The organism is Methylocystis sp. (assembly GCF_050246715.1).
GTDB lineage: Bacteria > Pseudomonadota > Alphaproteobacteria > Rhizobiales > Beijerinckiaceae > Methylocystis.
This window is the reverse complement of sequence record NZ_JBFWVN010000001.1, coordinates 19,863-39,114: the sequence shown is the minus strand read 5'-3', so window position 1 is coordinate 39,114 and position 19,252 is coordinate 19,863. Positions and strand designations below refer to the sequence as shown.

Annotated in this window: 20 protein-coding genes; 13 read left to right on the top strand and 7 right to left on the bottom strand. The window is 63.3% G+C overall.

Annotated elements, in window-relative coordinates; genetic code table 11:
• Positions 1 to 166: 166 nt before the first annotated feature.
• Together lptB and leuD are read right to left on the bottom strand one after the other, a co-directional pair.
• Positions 167 to 1,156 carry an LPS export ABC transporter ATP-binding protein gene (lptB, locus tag AB7I51_RS00195; protein ID WP_428402922.1) on the bottom strand — a complete coding sequence of 330 codons (990 nt, stop codon included), beginning with the start codon at positions 1,154 to 1,156 and terminating at the stop codon, positions 167 to 169.
• Positions 1,157 to 1,270: 114 nt separating this feature from the next.
• Entirely contained in the window at positions 1,271 to 1,876 is a 606-nt protein-coding gene (leuD, locus tag AB7I51_RS00190) for a 3-isopropylmalate dehydratase small subunit (RefSeq protein ID WP_428402895.1), read from the bottom strand.
• A gap of 157 nt (positions 1,877 to 2,033) precedes the next feature.
• Here leuD and AB7I51_RS00185 point away from each other — a divergent pair, with 157 nt between their 5' ends.
• The 4 genes from AB7I51_RS00185 (at position 2,034) to AB7I51_RS00170 (ending at position 5,963) form a co-directional block, all read left to right on the top strand.
• A complete protein-coding gene (locus AB7I51_RS00185; RefSeq protein WP_428402896.1) occupies positions 2,034 to 2,675 on the top strand; it encodes a Crp/Fnr family transcriptional regulator in 642 nt (213 codons plus the stop codon).
• 155 nt (positions 2,676 to 2,830) lie between these two features.
• Complete coding sequence (gene acs / locus AB7I51_RS00180; protein ID WP_428402897.1) at positions 2,831 to 4,765, top strand: acetate--CoA ligase; 1,935 nt, start codon at positions 2,831 to 2,833, stop codon at positions 4,763 to 4,765.
• Between the two features lie 327 nt (positions 4,766 to 5,092).
• Positions 5,093 to 5,323, top strand: coding sequence for a hypothetical protein (locus AB7I51_RS00175; protein WP_428402898.1), 231 nt, complete (start codon positions 5,093 to 5,095; stop codon positions 5,321 to 5,323).
• A 376-nt stretch (positions 5,324 to 5,699) separates the two neighbouring features.
• Positions 5,700 to 5,963, top strand: coding sequence for a hypothetical protein (locus AB7I51_RS00170; RefSeq protein WP_428406090.1), 264 nt, complete (start codon positions 5,700 to 5,702; stop codon positions 5,961 to 5,963).
• 179 nt (positions 5,964 to 6,142) lie between these two features.
• On the opposite strand, the gene AB7I51_RS00165 is transcribed toward AB7I51_RS00170, so the two are convergent.
• Positions 6,143 to 6,724 (bottom strand): nucleoside deaminase, encoded by a 582-nt coding sequence (locus tag AB7I51_RS00165; protein ID WP_428402899.1) that lies wholly within the window; start codon positions 6,722 to 6,724, stop codon positions 6,143 to 6,145.
• Positions 6,725 to 6,820: 96 nt separating this feature from the next.
• Between AB7I51_RS00165 and fabD the strand changes: the two genes are divergently transcribed.
• Positions 6,821 to 7,762, top strand: a complete 942-nt coding sequence (gene fabD, locus AB7I51_RS00160) for an ACP S-malonyltransferase (protein WP_428402900.1) — start codon at positions 6,821 to 6,823, stop codon at positions 7,760 to 7,762.
• An 81-nt stretch (positions 7,763 to 7,843) separates the two neighbouring features.
• On the opposite strand, the gene AB7I51_RS00155 is transcribed toward fabD, so the two are convergent.
• Positions 7,844 to 8,617 carry an outer membrane protein gene (locus AB7I51_RS00155; RefSeq protein WP_428402901.1) on the bottom strand — a complete coding sequence of 258 codons (774 nt, stop codon included), beginning with the start codon at positions 8,615 to 8,617 and terminating at the stop codon, positions 7,844 to 7,846.
• A gap of 422 nt (positions 8,618 to 9,039) precedes the next feature.
• On the opposite strand from AB7I51_RS00155, the gene fabG reads away from it, so the two are divergent.
• From fabG to fabF, 3 genes are all read left to right on the top strand, one after another.
• The gene (fabG, locus tag AB7I51_RS00150; RefSeq protein ID WP_428402902.1) at positions 9,040 to 9,777 is read left to right on the top strand and encodes a 3-oxoacyl-[acyl-carrier-protein] reductase; all 738 of its coding nucleotides are present in this window, start codon (positions 9,040 to 9,042) and stop codon (positions 9,775 to 9,777) included.
• A gap of 307 nt (positions 9,778 to 10,084) precedes the next feature.
• On the top strand, positions 10,085 to 10,324 hold the full coding sequence (locus AB7I51_RS00145; RefSeq protein WP_014891668.1) for an acyl carrier protein: 240 nt from the start codon (positions 10,085 to 10,087) through the stop codon (positions 10,322 to 10,324).
• A gap of 94 nt (positions 10,325 to 10,418) precedes the next feature.
• Positions 10,419 to 11,681, top strand: coding sequence for a beta-ketoacyl-ACP synthase II (gene fabF / locus AB7I51_RS00140; RefSeq protein ID WP_428402903.1), 1,263 nt, complete (start codon positions 10,419 to 10,421; stop codon positions 11,679 to 11,681).
• A 1,063-nt stretch (positions 11,682 to 12,744) separates the two neighbouring features.
• Here fabF and AB7I51_RS00135 read toward each other — a convergent pair.
• Positions 12,745 to 13,149 (bottom strand): hypothetical protein, encoded by a 405-nt coding sequence (locus AB7I51_RS00135; protein ID WP_428402904.1) that lies wholly within the window; start codon positions 13,147 to 13,149, stop codon positions 12,745 to 12,747.
• 103 nt (positions 13,150 to 13,252) lie between these two features.
• Between AB7I51_RS00135 and mltG the strand changes: the two genes are divergently transcribed.
• The 5 genes from mltG to AB7I51_RS00110 all read left to right on the top strand — a co-directional run bounded on the left by mltG (position 13,253) and on the right by AB7I51_RS00110 (position 17,189).
• Positions 13,253 to 14,947: an endolytic transglycosylase MltG gene (gene mltG / locus AB7I51_RS00130; protein ID WP_428402905.1), complete on the top strand. Its 1,695-nt coding sequence runs from the start codon at positions 13,253 to 13,255 to the stop codon at positions 14,945 to 14,947.
• A gap of 75 nt (positions 14,948 to 15,022) precedes the next feature.
• Complete coding sequence (locus AB7I51_RS00125; protein ID WP_428402906.1) at positions 15,023 to 15,910, top strand: YicC/YloC family endoribonuclease; 888 nt, start codon at positions 15,023 to 15,025, stop codon at positions 15,908 to 15,910.
• Positions 15,911 to 15,995: 85 nt separating this feature from the next.
• Positions 15,996 to 16,637, top strand: a complete 642-nt coding sequence (gene gmk, locus AB7I51_RS00120) for a guanylate kinase (RefSeq protein ID WP_428402907.1) — start codon at positions 15,996 to 15,998, stop codon at positions 16,635 to 16,637.
• Positions 16,638 to 16,683: 46 nt separating this feature from the next.
• Positions 16,684 to 16,911 carry a hypothetical protein gene (locus AB7I51_RS00115; RefSeq protein ID WP_428402908.1) on the top strand — a complete coding sequence of 76 codons (228 nt, stop codon included), beginning with the start codon at positions 16,684 to 16,686 and terminating at the stop codon, positions 16,909 to 16,911.
• The gene (locus tag AB7I51_RS00110) at positions 16,890 to 17,189 is read left to right on the top strand and encodes a type II toxin-antitoxin system RelE/ParE family toxin (RefSeq protein ID WP_428402909.1); all 300 of its coding nucleotides are present in this window, start codon (positions 16,890 to 16,892) and stop codon (positions 17,187 to 17,189) included. Before AB7I51_RS00115 ends, AB7I51_RS00110 begins: the two co-directional genes overlap by 22 nt.
• Positions 17,190 to 17,223: 34 nt before the next feature.
• On the opposite strand, the gene AB7I51_RS00105 is transcribed toward AB7I51_RS00110, so the two are convergent.
• Both AB7I51_RS00105 and pdxA read right to left on the bottom strand, forming a co-directional pair.
• Positions 17,224 to 18,186 carry a ribosomal RNA small subunit methyltransferase A gene (locus AB7I51_RS00105; protein WP_428402910.1) on the bottom strand — a complete coding sequence of 321 codons (963 nt, stop codon included), beginning with the start codon at positions 18,184 to 18,186 and terminating at the stop codon, positions 17,224 to 17,226.
• On the bottom strand, positions 18,187 to 19,182 hold the full coding sequence (gene pdxA, locus AB7I51_RS00100) for a 4-hydroxythreonine-4-phosphate dehydrogenase PdxA (RefSeq protein WP_428402911.1): 996 nt from the start codon (positions 19,180 to 19,182) through the stop codon (positions 18,187 to 18,189).
• Positions 19,183 to 19,252 lie beyond the last annotated feature (70 nt).

Below are 19,252 nucleotides of genomic sequence, written 5' to 3'. Positions count from 1 at the left end.
TTCCGACCGCCTATCTGCGGCCCGGTTTTTGCTTATATCACTTCGATCGAGCATGCACAGGGCCAAAAAAGCAGCGTTACGTCAAGCAAAGTGCCCAAGCGTTAGTCAGTGATGCGGATTGTCCCTGGCGAGCGAAGCGACCTGAAAAAACAGCGTCATAGGGTCGCTACATGCGGAAATCTTCGCCAAGATAGATGCGCCGCACGTCCGGATTGGCGACGATTTCCTCGGGCGCGCCTTCGGTTAGCACATGGCCATTGTAAATAATATAGGCGCGGTCGGTGAGGCCGAGCGTTTCGCGGACGCTGTGATCGGTGATCAGCACGCCGATGCCGCGCGCCTTGAGATGCCGCACCAGGTCCTGAATCCCGCCGACGGCGATGGGATCGATGCCGGCGAAGGGCTCGTCGAGCAGCATGAAAGAGGGGTGGCCGGCGAGGGCGCGGGCAATCTCGCATCGCCGCCTTTCGCCGCCCGAAAGCGCCACGGCCGGCGTCTGGCGCATCCGGGTGAGACGGAATTCTTCCAGAAGCGCCTCGAGCTCCTCCTCGCGCTTCTTGACGTCCGGCTGGGTGATCTCGAGCACTGCGCGGATGTTATCTTCGACCGAGAGTCCCCGGAACACCGAAGCCTCCTGCGGCAGATAGCCGATTCCAAGCCGCGCGCGCCGATACATGGGAAGCGGCGTCACGTCGTAGCCGTCGAGCGAAATCACGCCTCTGTCGGGCTTCACCAGTCCGGTGATCATATAAAAGACGGTGGTCTTGCCGGCGCCGTTCGGGCCCAGCAGGCCGACCGCCTCGCCGCGCGCGACATGAAGGCTCACATCCTCCACGACGCGGCGCGATTTATAGGATTTCGCCAGATTATGGATCGACAGCAGGCCCTGGCCGTCGAATCCGGCGGGCTCCCGGTAGGCGGCATGCGGCTCGAAGCCCGCCGGCTCGCCCTGTTGGAGCGTGGGCGCTGGTCCCCAGAAGTCCTTTTCGCGCGTCGCCTCTTCGGCGTCTGCGCCTAAATTTTGGGCGCCGGCGTCGAGCCATCGGCTTTCGGCGATTTCGTCCGGTTTCCGCGACCGGCGGACGCCTTGGGCGAGCCGCGCCAGCGACCGGCCGGCGGCGCGAAAATGCGTCGAAAGGGCGGAAATATAGGTCAAGCGCGCCTTGTCCGTCGCTCTTTGCATCCCAGGTTTGGAATCGTTAGCGGTGCTCTATCCGATGAGCGCCGCTTCGCAAATATGTGGTGCGTGTCTCCGCGCCGCGAGTCCCCCTCACGCCCAAGGGCGTTTTTCCGCGGCCCGCATTTCATAATCGTCGATCTTATCGGCCTTTTGGAGCGTCAGACCGATATCGTCGAGTCCGTTCAGCAGACAATGTTTGCGAAACGGATCGACCTCGAATTTGATCACGCCGCCATCCGGCCCGCGAATCTCCTGCGCTTCAAGGTCGACGGTCAATGTGGCGTTGGCGCCGCGGCTGGCGTCGTCCACGAGTTTGTCGAGCGCCGCCTGGCTGACCGTGATCGGCAAAATCCCGTTCTTGAAGCAGTTGTTATAGAAAATATCGGCGAAGCTCGTCGAGATGACGCAGCGGATGCCGAAATCGAGCAGCGCCCAGGGGGCGTGCTCGCGCGACGAGCCGCAGCCGAAATTGTCGCCGGCGACGAGAATGCTGGCCTGGCGGTAGGCCGGCTGATTCAGCACGAAATCGGGATTCTCGGAGCCGTCGTCCCGATAGCGCATCTCCGAGAACAGCCCCTTGCCGAGGCCAGTGCGCTGAATGGTTTTGAGATATTGCTTCGGGATGATCATGTCCGTATCGACGTTCATGATCGGCAGGGGCGCGGCGACGCCGGTCAGCGTGACGAATTTTTCCATTTTCCTCGGGCCAAGCGCGATAATGCTCCGGGCTCATGTAGCAAATCGGCCGGTCGGCCGCAAAGCGCCGCGTCCCGAGCCGTCGCGGCGCCCGCAGTCGCGCGGGCGCGCGGCCTTCTGCTAACATGTCAGAAATACGCGCCATGTTGCTCTCGAGATGATCCTGCAGCATCTGATCCCGCAAAATTACAACTGGCCGGTCGAAGCGGTCGGCTATCTCGCCGCCGCGGCGAGCGTGTTCGTCTATGTGTCGAACACCATGATCCCGCTGCGCATCGCGGCGATCCTCGCCAATGCGCTGTTCGCCTTCTATTTCTTTCTCAAAGGGCTCTATCCGCTCTTTGCGCTCAACGCCTTTCTGGTGCCGGTCAATGTGCTGCGGCTGCGGCAGATGCAGCGGCTCGTCCAGGACATTCGCGCCGCAGCCTCCGAGGATTTCGATTTCGAATGGCTGCGCCCCTATATGAAGCTGCTCAAGCTTTCCGAGGGCTTCGTTCTGCATCGCAAGGGCGATCTGTCGGAGGAAGCCTATCTTTTGGTGCGCGGCGACATCTATCTGCGCGAGCCTGACGTGACGCTGAAACCCGGCGCGCTGTTTGGCGAGATGGGCATGTTCACCAATGAAAATCGCCGCACCGCCACCGCCGTCGCCGCGACCGACGTCGAGCTGCTCTGCGTGCGTTATGACGATCTGCTGCAGCTCGCGGCGCAGACTCCGCAATTCGGCTTTTACCTCATGCGGCTCATGGTTCGGCGCATGCAGCATAATGTGGAGCTCGCCCGCACCGGGAAGGGGTGAACGCGCAGTTCACCCCCACGCGCGTCATGCCCGTGCTTATCGCGGGCGCCCACGCCGAGACATCGCGCCGTGTTGTAGATTTCCGTTTCGCTTCGCCATAAGGACGTGGAGGACCGGGCCAAGCCCGGCCTGACGGCTGACGGACGGAGAAACGAATGTCGCAGAAAATCTACCCCGTTCCGGACGACTGGAAGAAGAACGCGCGAGTCGACGAAGAGAGCTACCGCCGGCTCTATGAACGTTCGATCAAAGACCCGGAGGGCTTCTGGGCCGAGCAGGCGCAGCGCATCGACTGGATCACGCCCTTTTCGATGGTGAAGCGCACAAGCTTCGATACGCATAATGTCTCGATCCGCTGGTTCGAGGACGGCACCACCAATGTCGCGATGAATTGTATCGACCGGCATCTGCCGGCGCGCGCGCATCAAACCGCGATCATCTGGGAAGGCGACGATCCTTCCGTCTCGCGCCACATCACTTACGCCGAGCTGCATGAGGAAGTCTGCCGCTTCGCCAATGTGCTCAAGAAGCATGGCGTCAAGAAAGGCGATCGCGTCACCATCTATCTGCCGATGATTCCCGAAGCCGCTTTCGCGATGCTCGCGTGCGCGCGCATCGGCGCGATTCATTCGGTGGTCTTCGGCGGCTTTTCACCCGATTCGCTTGCCGGACGCATTGCGGATGCGGAATCGAACGTCATCGTGACCGCCGACGAAGGAATGCGCGGCGGCAAGAAGATTCCGCTGAAAGCCAATGTCGACGCCGCGCTCGACAAGGTTTCGGCAAAGACGGTCATCGTCGTGACGCGCACCGGCGCCGACATCGACATGCAGCCTGGCCGCGACTTCCGCTATGAGGAAGAAGCGGCGCGTATGCACGCCGATTGTCCCTATGCGGAGATGGAGGCGGAGGACCCGCTGTTTATTCTTTATACGTCGGGTTCGACCGGAAAGCCGAAGGGCGCGATGCATACGACCGGCGGCTATCTTGTCTATGCGTCGCTCACCCATGAGCTCGTCTTCGACTATCGCGACGGCGACGTCTATTGGTGCACGGCTGATGTGGGTTGGGTGACCGGCCACAGCTATATCGTCTATGGCCCGCTCGCCAATGGCACGACGACCTTGATGTTCGAAGGCGTGCCGAATTATCCGAGCGTGTCGCGCTTTTGGGAAATCGTCGATAAGCACAAGGTCGATATTTTCTATACCGCGCCGACCGCGATTCGCGCGCTGATGGCGGCGGGCGAAGGGCCGGTGAAAAAAACCAGCCGCAAGTCGCTGCGTCTGCTCGGCTCGGTCGGCGAGCCGATCAATCCCGAAGCATGGGAATGGTATCATCGAATCGTCGGCGAAGGCCGCTGCCCGATCGTCGACACTTGGTGGCAGACCGAGACCGGCGGCGTGCTGATCTCGCCTTTGCCCGGCGCGATCGATCTCAAGCCGGGCTCGGCGACGCGGCCCTTCTTCGGCGTCGCGCCGGAGATTGTCGATCCGCTCGGCAATGTGCTCGAAGGCCAATGCGAAGGTCTGCTTGTTATCGCCGATTCATGGCCGGGACAGATGCGCACCGTCTATGGCGATCATGACCGTTTCGCGCAGACTTATTTTTCCGCCTATCCCGGCAAATATTTCACCGGCGACGGCGCCAGGCGCGATTCCGACGGCTATTACTGGATCACCGGCCGCGTCGACGACGTCATCAATGTCTCCGGCCATCGCCTCGGCACGGCGGAAGTCGAGAGCGCGCTCGTCGCGCATGAGAGAGTGTCGGAAGCGGCTGTCGTCGGCTATCCGCACGACATCAAGGGACAGGGCATCTACGCTTTCGTCACGCTCAATCAGGGCGTGACGCCGAGCGAACATCTGCGCAAGGAGCTTGTGCATTGGGTGCGTCAGGAGATCGGCCCGATCGCGACGCCCGACATCGTGCAATTCGCGCCCGGCCTGCCGAAGACGCGCTCCGGCAAGATCATGCGGCGCATTTTGCGCAAGATCGCCGAAGGCGAGTTCGGCGCGCTGGGCGACACCTCGACGCTCGCCGATCCTGGAGTGGTGGAGGAGCTGGTAAGGGAGCGGGCAGGCAATTAGGTTCGACGCATGGCTTCAGGGCTCCGAACTCGGATCAATTTCAGCTCAATTTCAGCCGTCATGGCCGGGCTTGTCCCGGCTATCCACGCCGGGACATCTCGAAATGTTTCGCGCTGAGACGGCATGTTCGGCTCATGTTTTCACATTTGCTGCGCGTCGTCGCGTGGATGGCCGCGACAAGCGCGGCCATGACGCGTTGAGATGACGCCTCGCTAAGCTGGATTCTGAGCCCTGCGATGGGTCTCGGTCCGCATTTCCAGAAATGTCGCCTCATGCCTATGATGCGCTGACGGGGCGCAAAACGGCATGACGAAAGGGAGTGGGTCGATGGCTATCCGAAAAATCAGTTCGTTGCTGGCCGGCGGTCTTCTGTTGATCGCGGCGGCTGGAGCCGCTTCCGCTGAAAATGCCATTCCGCACGGCAAAAAGGCCATTCCGCAGGGCATCAGCGATCAGGCGGAGTCCGGCAATCTTTCCTCCTTCATGCATACGAACAAGGACGGAGCCAAGACCGGCATACCGCGCGGCAGGTCGAATAATTCAATTCCCAGAAATTAGAACAGACGATCGGTGTGCCGGCGTCGCTCAGGCGTCGCGCGATATTTCTTTGTTGCAGAAAAACGTCGTACGCGGCAGCGAGCTTTATGCTCTGCGTCGCACGGAGCGGCGTTCCCATTCGAATAGTTTCGCCGCCTGCCGCTACAGTGTGGGGCTCCAATTTTTTTATTCGGAGTGGGCGCGCGCTTCCGCGATATGCGCGCCGATTGCCTGGACTTCGCGCCACCGGAAACATCGTCGCCTTCGTGTGGGACCGCACAGCCGCGCGGCGTTGCGCGCCATAAGTCAGTCGCGTCTTGAAATCGCAAGACGAACGTTTGCAGCGAACATTCGCGTTCGCAGCCGACGTTGTGGACCTCGTATCGGGAGAAATGTCATGAAGACTGCGTTGTTTCTTGCAGCCGCCATTGCGGCCGGCTCTCTGAGCGTTGACGCGAACGCCGCGCCGATCGGCGCTTCGCTGAAGGCGCCGGATGAATCTGTCCAGAACGCCACCCTCTCTTGGCGTTGCGGCAAGAATAATCCAGCGTCTTGGGGCACGTTCGGCAACGGATGCCTCAAGCAAAAGCGCAACTGGGGCAAGGGCAGATCGTCCTCCCAGCCTAGCAACGCCCATCGCTCGTCTGACTATCGCTCGTAAGGCGCGAGGGCGTGTTCGCGACATTTCGCAAGACGCCTAGCCTAGAGCTGGTTCCAAGACTTGGGGCCCTTCTTTCAAGAAAGAGGGGCCCTTGGCGAACGCAAGCGTTCGAACTCCCGCTTGAGACTCTGCGCCGCAGGCGTTCGCCAGCGAAATGCCCTGCTTGATCGAACCAAAGATTATTCGCTGTGAATGCTTTTTTTGTCGAACAGCGCCAGCGCTTCCGGCGCGAGCAGGCCGCCAGTGATTTCGATGTCGGCGAAGGGCGCGGCTTTCGCGACGGCCATGCTGGTGATCATGATCTGGCTTATTCGTTTCGACAATTGCGCGATCGACGCGGCGAAGACCACGCGGCCGATTCCGCACCAGACGATCGCGCCCATGCACATCGGGCAGGGTTCGCCTGACGTATAAAGCGTCGCGCCTTTGAGTTCCTTGGCCGGATTGTCGGCGACGAAGCGGCGGATCGCCACCATCTCGCCATGCGCCGTCGGATCATTGTTGGCGACGCCCATATTGCGCCCGGTCGAAACCACCTTGTCCTCGCGCACGATCACCGCGCCGAAGGGGAAGTCGCCCTTGGCGGCTTCCGCGAGCGCGAGCCGCATGTAGCCCTCGTCCTCAGGTCGGAGCGGCGAGGGCTTCGCCGAGGCCTGCGCCGGCGCGGCGCCGAAGGCGGTTGCGAAACCGGCGCCCATCGTCGCCAGCGCGCTGCGTCGATCAAAGCGTCCCGCGCCGCAATCGCATGTCTTTTGGCTCATCTCCCGCTCCAGCGCTTTGCGAGCGCCAACTTGACACGGCGGACCATGCAATGCCACTCGCGGCGGCATAATTAAAAAAAGCGGGGGCGGTTAAGCATGGCGAAGGCTTTCATTTTTCCCGGTCAGGGCTCTCAGGCGGTCGGCATGGGCAAGGCGCTCCATGACGCTTTTCAGCCGGCGCGCGCGGTTTTCGCCGAAGTCGACGACGCTCTGTCGCAACCGCTTTCGACGCTCATGTTCGAAGGCCCCGAAACCGAGCTGACGCTGACCGCCAACGCCCAGCCGGCGCTGATGGCGGTGTCGCTCGCGGCGATCCGCGCCTTGGAGGCCGAATGCGGCCTTGATCTGGCGCGGGACGCGGCCTTCGTCGCGGGCCATTCGCTCGGCGAATATTCGGCGCTTGCGGCCGCGGGGGCCTTGACCGTCTCCGACACCGCGCGGCTGCTGCGCATCCGCGGCGACGCCATGCAGAAGGCGGTTCCAGTCGGCGAGGGCGCGATGGCGGCGCTGCTCGGCGCCGAACTCGACCAAGCGCGCGCCATCGCGCAGGAAGCGGCGGCGATTGGCGTCTGCCAGGTCGCTAATGACAATGGCGGGGGACAGGTTGTGCTCTCGGGCGCCAAGGGAGCGATCGAAAAGGCGATCGACATCGCCAAGGAGAAGGGCATCAAGCGGGCGGTGCTGCTGCCGGTCTCCGCGCCCTTCCATTGCGCGCTGATGCAGCCCGCGGCCGACGCGATGCGCGAGGCGCTTGCCGGCGCGGCGATCGGCGCGCCGCGTGCGCCGGTGGTCGCCAATGTGACGGCTGAGCCGGTTACGGATCCCGAGGCGATTCGTCGCCTGCTCGTCGAGCAGGTCACCGGCGCGGTGCGCTGGCGGGAATGCGTCGCCTATATGGCCAATCACGGCGTGACGAAATTCGTCGAATGCGGGTCAGGCAAGGTTCTGGCGGGCCTATTGAAGCGCATCGCGCCGCAGGCCGCCGGGATATCGGTCGGCTCGCCCGCCGATTTCGACGCCTATCGCGCCTTCGCGTAACGGTCCGAAAAGGAGACAAAAGAAAAGGCCCGGTCGCGAGGACCGGGCCCATTCCCTCGGCAGTGAAGCCGATTGGCAAACTCAGTACTTGGCCAACACCGGCGCCGGAGAGCCGAAGTTGAAGTGGTAGTTGATGCCGGCGCGGATCGTGTGGAAGCGCGTGCGGTTATTAACATTGTTGAGGCCCCAGCCGGGGTTGAACGCCCAGCCCCAGTTGTTGTTGTTCCCGGTGCCGCTGATCTGCGTATACAGATACTCGACCTTCGCGGACCAATTCGGGAAGAACATCCACTCGGCGCCGCCGCCAGCCGTCCAGCCGGTCTGCACCGCAGAGTTCTGGTTCCACCAGCCGTTGCGCTGCACTTCGCCATAGGCGAAGCCGCCCGTGCCGTAAACCAGCAGTTGCGGGCTCAGCAGCGTGATGCCGACGCGGCCGCGGACCGTGCCGAACCAGTTGATGCGCGCCGCAGCGCCGCCGCCGCCGAACGGCCCGAAGCCGAACAACCAGTTGTTGTTGCCGCCGCCAGAGCCGATGCTCGTGCCCTGGAAGTCGGTCTCGGCGCCAATAACGAACATCGGCGTGACCTGGAAGTTGTAGCCGATCTGACCGCCGCCGACGACGCCGCCGCTGCTGTTGTTGCCGTTGTTCCAGCCCCAGTTCCAGCCCTGATTGGACGAGTTGTTGGCATAGAAGCCGCCGCCCAAGTTAAGACCGGCGTAGAACCCGGTCCAGGTCATGATCGGCGGCGGGGGGATATAAGGCGGAGGCGCCTTGTGGGAGGGGAGGTCGGCGGCGCTCGCAGCGCCGGCGAAAAGCGCCGTCGCCAGAGCCAGGGCCGAGATCGCTGTCTTCATCTCTCTATCCTTCAGTTCGAGCCAACTTAAATTAATAGGTGCGCGTCAGTCCTGTGACTCTTTCGGACGTTCGAGGACGCTGACCCCCAAGCACGGCGGAGTGTGGTCAAAAATATCGCGGGAAACAACAAACAGAACGTAAAATCAGGCCTGAAAGAGCCAAAAGATTTCCACTGTTGCAGTTGGGTCACATCGGAATTTTGGGCGTTTTCCGATGCTCAATCTGGGCAATTCAGTCTCGAATCCGACGTTTGCGAAAACGAAGCCGAGCTTGCCCCGATTTTTCCCGCTTCTGGCCAGCTTCACCGAAGTCCCCGCCGCGCCAGAGCGCCGACCTGTGGCGTTGAACCGCGGCTGAAAAAAGGCCACTCCCTCCAACTGAGCTATAAGGCTCGCGTTATCGAGCGGGAGGAGAAGGGAACATGTTCGATCTTAACGGCAAGACGGCGCTGGTCACGGGCGCGAGCGGCGGGATCGGCGCGGCGATCGCGCGCGCGCTGCATGCGGCCGGCGCGACCGTGGCGCTTTCCGGCACGAGGAAGGACGCGCTCGAGGCGCTTGCCGGCGAATTGAACGGCCGCACGCATATTTTGCCCTGCGATCTTTCGCAAAAGGACGAGACCGAGAAGCTCGTGCCGGCGGCCGAGGCGGCGATGGGCGGGTTGGACATTCTCGTCAACAACGCCGGCATCACCCGCGACATGTTGTTTATGCGCCTCAAGGACGAGGACTGGGACGCCGTCATCAACGTCAATCTGACGTCTGCCTTCCGCCTGTCGCGCGCGGCGCTGCGCGGCATGATGAAGAAGCGCTTCGGCCGGATCATTCAGATCACCTCGGTCGTCGGCGTGACCGGCAATCCCGGGCAGGGCAATTACGCCGCCGCCAAGGCCGGCATGATCGGCATGTCGAAATCGCTCGCCGCCGAAGTCGCCTCGCGCGGCGTGACCGTCAATTGCGTCGCGCCGGGCTTCATCGAAAGCCCGATGACCGACGCGCTGACCGACGCGCAGAAGGAATCGATCCTGCGCATGGTCCCCACTGGAAGGCTTGGAACCGGAGCCGACGTCGCCGCCGCCTGCGTTTATCTGGCGAGCGTCGAGGCGGGCTACGTCACCGGGCAGACCCTGCACGTCAACGGCGGCATGGCGATGATTTGATGTTTTTGAGCCAATCGCCCGAGTTTGTGCTCTGCAAAGCATCATAGAAAACTCGCGTCGCAACGCCACGCGCCCCCTCTCGCCATGTTCGGGGAAGTATGCTACCAGACCCTCGCCGCTGAGGGGCGGCGTCGCCGCGATTTCAACCCGGAAGCCAAGCCGCCAGACGTCTTGCGCACATCAGGGCCGGTCGGCGAGCGGTTACAAGTTAAAGGGATGAATGGCGATCATGGAGCGCGCCAGACGGCTCGCTTCAGGTCGCCATAAGGCGCGAGAGGCGCCTAAACGCAGACAGGGATCAAATAAAATGAGCGATGTCGCCGAGCGCGTGAAAAAGATTGTTGTCGAGCATCTCGGCGTTGAAGCCGACAAGGTCGTCGACAAAGCGAATTTCATTGACGATCTGGGAGCCGATTCGCTCGATACCGTCGAACTCGTCATGGCTTTCGAGGAAGAATTCGGCGTCGAGATTCCCGATGACGCCGCGGAGACTATTCTCACCGTGGGCGATGCGGTGAAGTTCCTGGAAAAGGCGAAAGCCGCCTGACGAACCGAACGAGGCCCAAGCGTGCGGCGACTCCTCTCCCGAGGGTTCGCCGTCGCTGGCGTTTTCGACAACTATAAGGGTCGAGAGTAGAGCCATGCGCAGGGTGGTCGTCACCGGTCTTGGCGTCGTATCTCCTTTGGGCTGCGGCGTGGAGACGAACTGGCGCTGTCTCACTGCCGGGGAATGCGGCTTCAAGCGTATCGACACATTCGAGGTCTCCGATCTCGCCTGTCAGATCGCCGCGGTCGTGCCGCGCGGCGACGGCAAGAATGGGTCGTTCAATCCTGACGACTGGTTCGATCCAAAAGAGCAACGCAAGGTCGATGATTTCATCATCTATGGCGCAAGCGCCGCGACGCAGGCGCTCAAAGACGCCGGATGGGTCGCCGATACGCCGGAGAAGCAAGAAACCACCGGCGTTCTGATCGGCTCAGGCATCGGCGGCCTCGGCGGCATATACGAAACCTCCGTCACCTTGCGAGAGAAGGGGCCGCGTCGCGTTTCGCCTTTCTTCGTCTCTGGCAGAATCATCAATCTTGCCGCCGGCTATGTGTCGATCATGCATAGTCTCAAGGGCCCTAACCATGCGGTGGTGACGGCCTGCGCCACAGGCACGCACGCGATCGGCGACGCTGGACGCATCATCGCCATGGGCGACGCCGACGTAATGGTCGCGGGCGGCGCCGAATCGCCGGTCAATCGTATCGGCGTCGCCGGCTTCGCCGCGTGCCGTGCGCTGTCGACCGCCTTCAACGATCGTCCCGAAGCCGCCTCGCGCCCCTACGACAAGGATCGCGACGGGTTCGTGCTCGGCGAAGGCGCCGGATGCGTCGTGCTCGAGGAATATGAGCACGCCAAGGCGCGCGGCGCGAAAATATACGCCGAGCTGATCGGCTACGGCATGTCGGGCGACGCCTATCATATCACTGCGCCGACGCCGGACGGCGACGGCGCTTATCGCTGTATGAAAGCGGCCTTGAAGCGCGCAGGCGTGTCGGTCGAGGACATCGACTACGTCAACGCCCATGGCACGTCGACGCCGCTCGGCGACGAGATCGAACTCAAGGCGGTCGAGCGTCTCCTCGGAAATGTCGAGCCCAAGCTCGCCATGTCGTCGACCAAATCGGCGATCGGCCATCTGCTCGGCGCCGCAGGGGCCGTCGAGGCGATCTATTCAATCCTGGCGATGCAGGCCAATGTTGCGCCGCCGACGCGCAATCTCGATAATCCTTCAGTCGAAACGGCGATCGATCTCGTGCCCCACAAGGCGCGCGCGAAGGAAATCAATATCGCGCTGTCGAATTCCTTCGGCTTTGGCGGCACGAACGCTTCGCTCCTGTTTCGCCGCGCGGCTTGAGCGCGCCCAAAACCGCGCGCCAATTTTGGACCGCGTTATGCCCAAGGAGCGCTGGCTGAAGCGGCGCGTTCCTGAATTCGCCACAATGAGGCATAGTGTAAGTCCCCGGTAAATTGGCCGCGCGAAATCTTCGGCTTTTTGATGGGCTTGGTGCGATGAGCGAAGCGGACGAAACAGGCGCGCCCGAAAAGCCAGCCGACGCTGGCGCATCGCGGCCAGCCGAACCGGCCAAGGCGCCAGGAGCGGAATCAGCTGCGCCGGTCGCCGGGGCGGCTGCTTTAGAGTCCGCGTCGGGCGCATCCGTTCAAAAATCCTCTGCGCCGCAGGGCGAAGTTTCGCCAGCTCCAGCGCCGGCGGGGAAGCCCGCGCCGTTCGCGTCCGCGCCGGCTGAGCCGCCAATGCAGCCGATCATCTCAAAGGTGGCTCCGCCTCTCAGCGAAGCCTCCGTAGCTCCTGCCGCGCTTCCCGCCGACATCGCCAAGCCGGTTCCGCCGCCCTCTGTAAAATCTACCGCCGCGCCTGCGCCCGCGGCGCCGGTCGCTCCGCCGACGTCCGCCAGGACGGAAACGCCTCGCTTCGAGCCGCCGAAGGCCCCTGTCGCGCCAGCAGCTGAAGTTGCGCCGCCCGCTTCGGCGACGCCTGTAGCCGCAGTGGCGCCCGCCGCGCCGGCGTCGCCGATCGCTCCGCCGATTTCCGCCAGGGCGGAAGCGCCTCGCTTCGAGCCGCCGAAGGCCCCTGCCGCGCCGACAGCAGCTGAAGTTACGCCGCCCGTTTCGACGACGCCTGTGGGAGCAGTGACTCCCGCCGCGCCGGCGTCGCCGATCGCTTCGCCGATTTCCTCCAGGGCGGAAACGCCGCGCTGCGAGCCGCCGAAGGCGCCAGCCGCGCCAGCCGCTGAAGTTACGCCGCCCGCTTCCGCGACGCCTGTAGGAGCAGTGACGCCCGCCGCGCCGACGTCGCCGATCGCTTCGCCGATTTCGGCCAGGGCGGAAACGCCGCGCTCCGATCTGCCGAAGGCGCCTGCCGCGCCAGCCGCTGAAGTTACGCCGCCCGCTTCCGCGACTCATGTAGGAGCAGTGACGCCCGCCGCGCCGGCGTCGCCCGTCTCTCCCCCAATTTCTGTCAGGGTTGAAACGCCTCGCTTCGAGCCGCCGAAAGCCCCTGTCGCGCCAGCCGCTGAAGTAACGCCGCCCGCTTTGGCGACGCCTGTCGAACCTGTCGCAGCCGCCGCGCCCGCGCCCTCGACGCAAAACGCGCCGTCTTTGGCGAAAGCGTCGGACGCCCCCGGTGATAAGGTGCCTGCCGAAGCCAATTCGGCGCGCGCTCCAGCGCCATCGGCGGGACCGGCATCGACAGCGCGGGTGACGATCGCCGCGCCGCCGCCGCTCTCGCCAAGGGCCGAAGCGCCGTCGGTTGGCGCGCCCGGCCCGCGTTCGGCCGCGAAGCCGGACGCTGCTCGGTCAGGCATTTTCCAGCGGCCCACGCAGCAGGCCGCCAGGCAGGCATCGCAGCCGCAGCCCGCCCCGCCGCCAAAAAAGCGCAAGAAGCGTCGCGAGGGCACGCTTTCGGTGGTGAGCGGCTTCTTGAGTTTCCTGCTCGTTGCAGTGGTCGCCGGCGCCTTCGGACTCGTGGCTGTCGTGCATAAGATGAAAGCGCCGGGCCCTCTCGCCGCCGACAAGGTCGTCTATATTCCGCCGCGCAGCGACCTGATCGAAATCATTTCTCAGCTTGAACGCGAAGGCGTCATCGCCAGTCCGGCGCTCATGCAGCTCGGCCTCGTTCTCGAAGGCAAGTTCGGCAAGCTGAAGACCGGCGAATATGGGTTCAAGAAAAACGTCAGCCTGCGCGACGTGATCGATCAGATCGCCTCCGGCCGCCAAATCCTGCACAGCGTAACGATCCCCGAAGGCCTCACCTCGGAGCAGATCGTGCAGAAGCTGAAAGAGGCCAACCTGCTCGCGGGCGATGTCGTTGACCTGCCAAAGGAAGGCGTTCTGCTTCCCGAAACTTATAAATTCACGCGCGGCTATCCGCGGGCGCGCCTCGTCGCGAAGATGCAGGAAGATCAGCGCAAGACGCTCGAAGTGATCTGGTCGAAGCGCGCGCCCGACCTGCCGTTGCGCACGCCGTATGAATTGGTGACGCTGGCGTCGATCGTTGAAAAAGAGACCGGCAAGATCGAGGAGCGTCCTCGCGTCGCCGCCGTATTCGTCAATCGGCTGCGCAAGCGCATGCGCCTCCAGTCGGACCCGACAATCATCTACGGCCTCGTCGGCGGCAAGGCGACGCTCGGTCGGCCGATCATGCGCGCCGAAATCGAGAAATGGACGCCTTACAACACATATGCGATCGACGGTCTGCCGCCCGGACCGATCGCGAACCCTGGCCGGGCTGCGCTTGAAGCGGCGGCGCATCCGGCGCCGACGCGCGATCTCTATTTCGTCGCCGACGGCACGGGCGGTCATGTCTTCTCCGAATCCCTCGACCAGCATTCGCGCAACGTCCAGAACTGGCGCCGTATAGAGAAGGAAAAGAACGAGGACACGCCCGATCGCGCCGCGCCAGGAGTCCCGGCGCCGCCAGCGCCCAAGCCCGATAAGCGCACCGAGGCGCCCCGCGGCCGACTCGTCGCGCTCTCCGAGCGTCACGAAGACTATCCGCCGGGCAGGGCGATGGCCGCGGATGATGGCGCGACCCATCGACTCGGCAAATTCGCTTACGCCGAAGCCGATTTTTTCCTTGGCGGCCATGGCGACCGCTCCCAAGCCTATGCAGCCGAATTCGTCCGTCTAAGACCGGCGCGGCCCTTCTTTACCGAGGAATCGGCGCAGCCGCCGGTCAAGGCCTTGTTCGATCCGTCGCTGTTCGCGCAGCGCCCGCCGCCATCCGACGCCGAGGAAGGGGAGGAGAGGCTCAATCCGGACATGACCACCTACTCGCGCGAAAGTCCGGACGCGCCGCCTGACGATGGTTCGGACGTCGCCAGCTATCCAGTATCTCCCGCGCAACGCGCCGAGCAGCGCGCGCGCGCGGCGCGGCTGGGCCTTGCGGCAGGTTCCGATGAATTGCCCGAGACGCTCTCGCGAAACGCCGCCGAGGAGGATGCGCCGCCTCGAGGAGCCATGGCGTTGGCGCCGACAGGCGGTCGTCCCTTTCGTCCGAGGGCTTTCGACGCCTCAGAAGGCACTCCGCTCGACCCGCTGCGCGACAAGAGCTGGGACCTCACCTCGTCAAAGACGGTGCCTTCGACCCCCGAATTGCGGTAAGCAGGTTGCGGCAGTAGTGAGGTTCGGCGCGGCGTAGCCGCATGCCAATCCGCCTTTCCGGAGCCGCCACCGCACATGAGCCTTCACAGCATGACGGGATTCGCCCGCGTTCAGGGCGCCGTCGCCTCTTTCCGCTACGCTTGGGAACTTAAGAGCGTTAACGCCAAGGGGCTTGATCTGCGTCTGCGCGCGCCGCCGGATTTCGACTCGGTCGAAATCAAGGCGCGAGAAAAAATCGCCGCGCGACTCGCGCGCGGGTCGATTTTCGCCAATCTTGCCGCAAGGCGCGAAGATGAAAGCCAGATCGCCCGTCTCAATCGTCCTGCCCTCGACGCGCTTCTCGCGGCGCTCGCCGAACGGCCGCCGCCCGCCAATATCGGACCCGCGACGCTCGACGGTCTGCTGGCGGTGCGCGGCGTCGTCGAGATTGTCGAGCCGGAGCTCTCGGAAGCGGAACGCGCCGAGCTTGAGGCGCGCATTCTCCAATCCCTCGACGAGGCGCTCGACGCGCTGATCGCCTCGCGCCGGGCGGAAGGCGAAGCTCTGGCGGAGGTTCTTCGGCGGCGGCTCGATCGCATCTCGACGCTCGCGGCGCAGGCCGACGCCGCGCCGGCGCGCCAGCCGGAGGCGATTCGCGCGCGGCTGAAACAGCAGCTCGCCCGACTCTTGGAGAGTGCCGAAGGGCTTGATCCCACGCGGCTGCACCAGGAGGCGGCGCTGCTGGCGGTTCGGGGAGACATACGCGAGGAGCTCGATCGTCTGAAAGCCCATGTCGAGAGCGCTTCCAAACTGCTTGTCTCAGGCGGCCCGGTCGGTCGTCGTCTGGACTTTCTGGCGCAGGAGCTTGGACGAGAGACGAATACGCTCTGCGCCAAATCGAACGACACGGGGCTCACCGCGATCGGGCTCGAACTCAAAATCGAGGTCGAGCAATTGCGCGAGCAGGTTCAAAATATCGAGTGAGCGGCGAATAGTGAGTAGTGAGTGGACAGAGGGATCGCCACTCACTACTCACTACTCACCACTCACTATTCGCGTCCGAAAAATCATGCCCGCCAATCCGATCCACCGCCGCGGCATTGTTCTCATTCTTTCCTCACCATCCGGCGCAGGCAAGACGACTCTGACGCGGATGCTGCTGCAGGATCGCGCGCTCGATCTGACGCTGTCGATTTCGGTGACGACGCGGGCGCGGCGCTCGAGCGAGGTCGACGGCATTCATTACAGCTTCATTTCGCAGAAACGTTTTGTCGCGATGCGCGACGCCGGCGAATTGCTGGAATGGGCCGAGGTGCACGGCAATTTTTACGGCACGCCGCGCGCGCCGGTAGAAGACATATTGGCGCAAGGGCGCGACTGCCTGTTCGACATCGATTATCAGGGCACGCGTCAGGTGCGCGAGAAAATGGGCGCCGACGCCGTCACCGTCTTCATCCTGCCTCCGTCGATGGACGAATTGCGCGCGCGGCTGGAGCGACGCGCGGAAGATTCGCGCGATGTGATCGAGAGACGACTGGAGAATGCGCGAAAGGAAATCGCGCGCTGGAAAGATTACGACTATGTGATCGTCAACGATGATCTGCAGCGCGCCTTCGACGATCTGATCGCTATCCTGCGCGCCGAGCGGCAGCGGCGGCCAAGGCGCGACCAGGAAATCGAGCAATTCGTCGCACAATTGCTGAGCGAATGAGCTGCGGTCGCTTCGCCGCCGATCCTTTTCCTGCTATGCTGTGAACATGATCAGCGCTCTCAAGCACATGCTGCCTGCGATCGAGAACTGGCCGGCCGAGGACCAGGAGGCTCTGGCCGAGGCCGCGCGCGAGATCGAGGCGGCGCGCACCGGCCAGTATGTGATGACGCCTGAGGAAGAGGCGGCGATTTTGGAGGGGCTGATCGAGGCCGAGCGCGGCGACTTCGCCTCGGCTGAAGAGATGGCGGCGCTGTGGAAGAAATTCATGGCGTAAAAATTCGCTATGCGCTGGCCGCGAAGCGCGACCTTGCGTCAATATTCGCCTATCTCGCTGAACGCTCTCCGCAGGCGAAGCGACTCGTCGCCGCAAGACTAAGTGACGCGATCCGTGTCATCGTCGATAACCCGGCCATTGGCATGCGAACCCAACGGCCAGGAATATTCGTCAAATTCGTTCCGAAATCCGCCTATAGGATCTTCTATCGCGTTCAGGGAGAAACGATCGAAATAATTCATATCCGTCATTCCGCCCGGCGGCCTTGGCTCCTCTGAAATTTCCTTCGCGGAAATACGTGCGGATGTTGCTTCATCCCTCAATGCGCAACAATTCCCGCGCAAGCGTCACGAAGCCCGCGACATCGATTTCTTCCGCGCGTTTTGTTCCGTCGATCCCGGCGGCCGCGAGCAGCGCCGAGGCGTCGACGCCAAGCGATTTCAAACTCTGACGCAACATTTTACGGCGCTGGCCGAAGGCGGCCTGCGTGACGCGCGACAGAGCCCGCGGCTCGCAGTCGAGCGGCGTCGGATTTGGTGCAAGCTCGACGACGGAAGACGTCACTTTCGGAGGCGGCGTGAAAGCGGCGGGCGATACGTCGAAGAGTATGCGCGCCTTCGTTCGCCAGCCGCACAGCACCGCGAGCCGGCCGTAATCGGCGCGCTCTTTCGGCGTCGCGACGATGCGCAGCGCCACCTCTTTTTGAAACATCAGCACATAGCGATCGAAGACCGAGGGCCAGGGCTCCGCCTCGATCCATTTCGTCAGCAGAGCGGTCGCGATGTTGTAAGGAAGATTCGCGCAGATGCGGGCAGCGCCACGGCTGTCATTCCCGACAGGCCGAAGGCCTGATCGGGAATCCAGAGCGAAGGCGCTGTCGGAATTTGCCCTGGATTCCCGATCGCTCGTTTCACGAGCGTCGGGAATGACAGCCGCGCTAGTCCGTATGAACGCGGCGACATCCATCTCCAGCGCATCGCCTTCGACGAGCGTCAATCGGCCGGGATAATGCGCAGAAATCTCCTCCAACGCCGGCAGACAGCGCGTGTCGCGTTCGACCGCGATGACGCGCGCGCCCTGCGCGAGCAGCGCCCGCGTCAGAGCGCCGGGGCCGGGACCAATCTCGACGACGGTCGTATCGTCGAACGGTCCGGCGGCGCGGGCGATGCGCGCGGTGAGATTGAGATCGAACAGAAAATTCTGCCCGAGCGTTTTCTTCGCGTCGAGTCCATAGCGGGCGACGACATCTCGCAAAGGCGGGAGCGCGTCGGCCACTTACGTCATGCGTCCCGCAAGTTTGATTGCTTCGATGAGACTCGTCGGATCGGCGATTCCCTTGCCGGCGATGTCGAACGCCGTTCCATGATCGGGCGAGGTGCGCACGAAGGGAAGGCCGAGCGTGACATTGACGCCGCGCTCGAAGGCGAGCGTCTTGATCGGAATCAGCGCCTGATCATGCGTCGGACAAAGGGCCACATCATATTTCGCACGGGCCGCCGCATGAAACATCGTGTCGGCGGGAAAAGGTCCAGACGCATCGACGCCGCGCGCGCGCAATTCGGTGATCGCCGGCGCTATTGTTTCGATCTCCTCGCGGCCGAGCGCGCCGGCTTCGCCGGCATGAGGATTGAGCCCCGCAAAAGCGAGGCGGGGCTTTGCAATATTAAAGCGCGTCTTCAGGTCCCGCGCGACGATCTCGCCCGTCTCAACGATCAAGTCGCGCGTCAGACATTTGGGCGCATCGCTTAGCGGAATGTGAATCGTCAGCGGAACTGCCGCCAATTCCTGCGACCACAGCATCATCACCGCGCGATAATCGCCGCCATAATGGCGATGCGCGAGTTCGGCCAGAAATTCAGTGTGGCCTGGATGTTTGAATCCGGCCTTATAGAGAATCGATTTTGCGATCGGATTGGTGACGACGGCGCGGGCTTCGCCGCTCGCGACGCAGTCGACCGCCTGTTCGATGGACCTTATCGTTGATCGCGCGTCCGCGGGATCGGGACCGCCGGGGAGGCCGGCGACTTCGCAACCGATATCCACGACAGGCAGGGCCCGCGAAAAGACGTCGCCGACATGCGCGACGCTGGTGTTTTCAATCTCTATTTCAAGCGCGAGATCGACCGCGACGCGAGCAATGAAGGCAGCGTCGCTAAGCAAAAAAAACGGCGGCAGATCGTGCGAGCGACGCTCGACATAGGCCATCAGCGCGAGCTCGGGTCCGATCCCCGACGGATCGCCTTGCGTCAAAGCGAGCGGAAGCGCCGTCATTGTTGCGTCGTCCTGGCGAAACCGTCCGAAAGCGCGCCGCGCAACGTTCCCGGCCGCTGCATCTGAGCGC

What these genes read in the sequence shown, in the direction of transcription:
- leuD (WP_428402895.1), bottom strand. Translation starts at nt 1,876, where the DNA reads ATGGAAAAATTCGTCACGCTGACCGGCGTCGCCGCGCCCCTGCCGATC.
- AB7I51_RS00185 (WP_428402896.1), top strand. Translation starts at nt 2,034, where the DNA reads ATGATCCTGCAGCATCTGATCCCGCAAAATTACAACTGGCCGGTCGAA.
- acs (WP_428402897.1), top strand. Translation starts at nt 2,831, where the DNA reads ATGTCGCAGAAAATCTACCCCGTTCCGGACGACTGGAAGAAGAACGCG.
- AB7I51_RS00175 (WP_428402898.1), top strand. Translation starts at nt 5,093, where the DNA reads ATGGCTATCCGAAAAATCAGTTCGTTGCTGGCCGGCGGTCTTCTGTTG.
- AB7I51_RS00170 (WP_428406090.1), top strand. Translation starts at nt 5,700, where the DNA reads ATGAAGACTGCGTTGTTTCTTGCAGCCGCCATTGCGGCCGGCTCTCTG.
- AB7I51_RS00165 (WP_428402899.1), bottom strand. Translation starts at nt 6,724, where the DNA reads ATGAGCCAAAAGACATGCGATTGCGGCGCGGGACGCTTTGATCGACGC.
- fabD (WP_428402900.1), top strand. Translation starts at nt 6,821, where the DNA reads ATGGCGAAGGCTTTCATTTTTCCCGGTCAGGGCTCTCAGGCGGTCGGC.
- AB7I51_RS00155 (WP_428402901.1), bottom strand. Translation starts at nt 8,617, where the DNA reads ATGAAGACAGCGATCTCGGCCCTGGCTCTGGCGACGGCGCTTTTCGCC.
- fabG (WP_428402902.1), top strand. Translation starts at nt 9,040, where the DNA reads ATGTTCGATCTTAACGGCAAGACGGCGCTGGTCACGGGCGCGAGCGGC.
- AB7I51_RS00145 (WP_014891668.1), top strand. Translation starts at nt 10,085, where the DNA reads ATGAGCGATGTCGCCGAGCGCGTGAAAAAGATTGTTGTCGAGCATCTC.
- fabF (WP_428402903.1), top strand. Translation starts at nt 10,419, where the DNA reads ATGCGCAGGGTGGTCGTCACCGGTCTTGGCGTCGTATCTCCTTTGGGC.
- AB7I51_RS00135 (WP_428402904.1), bottom strand. Translation starts at nt 13,149, where the DNA reads ATGCCTGACCGAGCAGCGTCCGGCTTCGCGGCCGAACGCGGGCCGGGC.
- AB7I51_RS00125 (WP_428402906.1), top strand. Translation starts at nt 15,023, where the DNA reads ATGAGCCTTCACAGCATGACGGGATTCGCCCGCGTTCAGGGCGCCGTC.
- gmk (WP_428402907.1), top strand. Translation starts at nt 15,996, where the DNA reads ATGCCCGCCAATCCGATCCACCGCCGCGGCATTGTTCTCATTCTTTCC.
- AB7I51_RS00115 (WP_428402908.1), top strand. Translation starts at nt 16,684, where the DNA reads ATGATCAGCGCTCTCAAGCACATGCTGCCTGCGATCGAGAACTGGCCG.
- pdxA (WP_428402911.1), bottom strand. Translation starts at nt 19,182, where the DNA reads ATGACGGCGCTTCCGCTCGCTTTGACGCAAGGCGATCCGTCGGGGATC.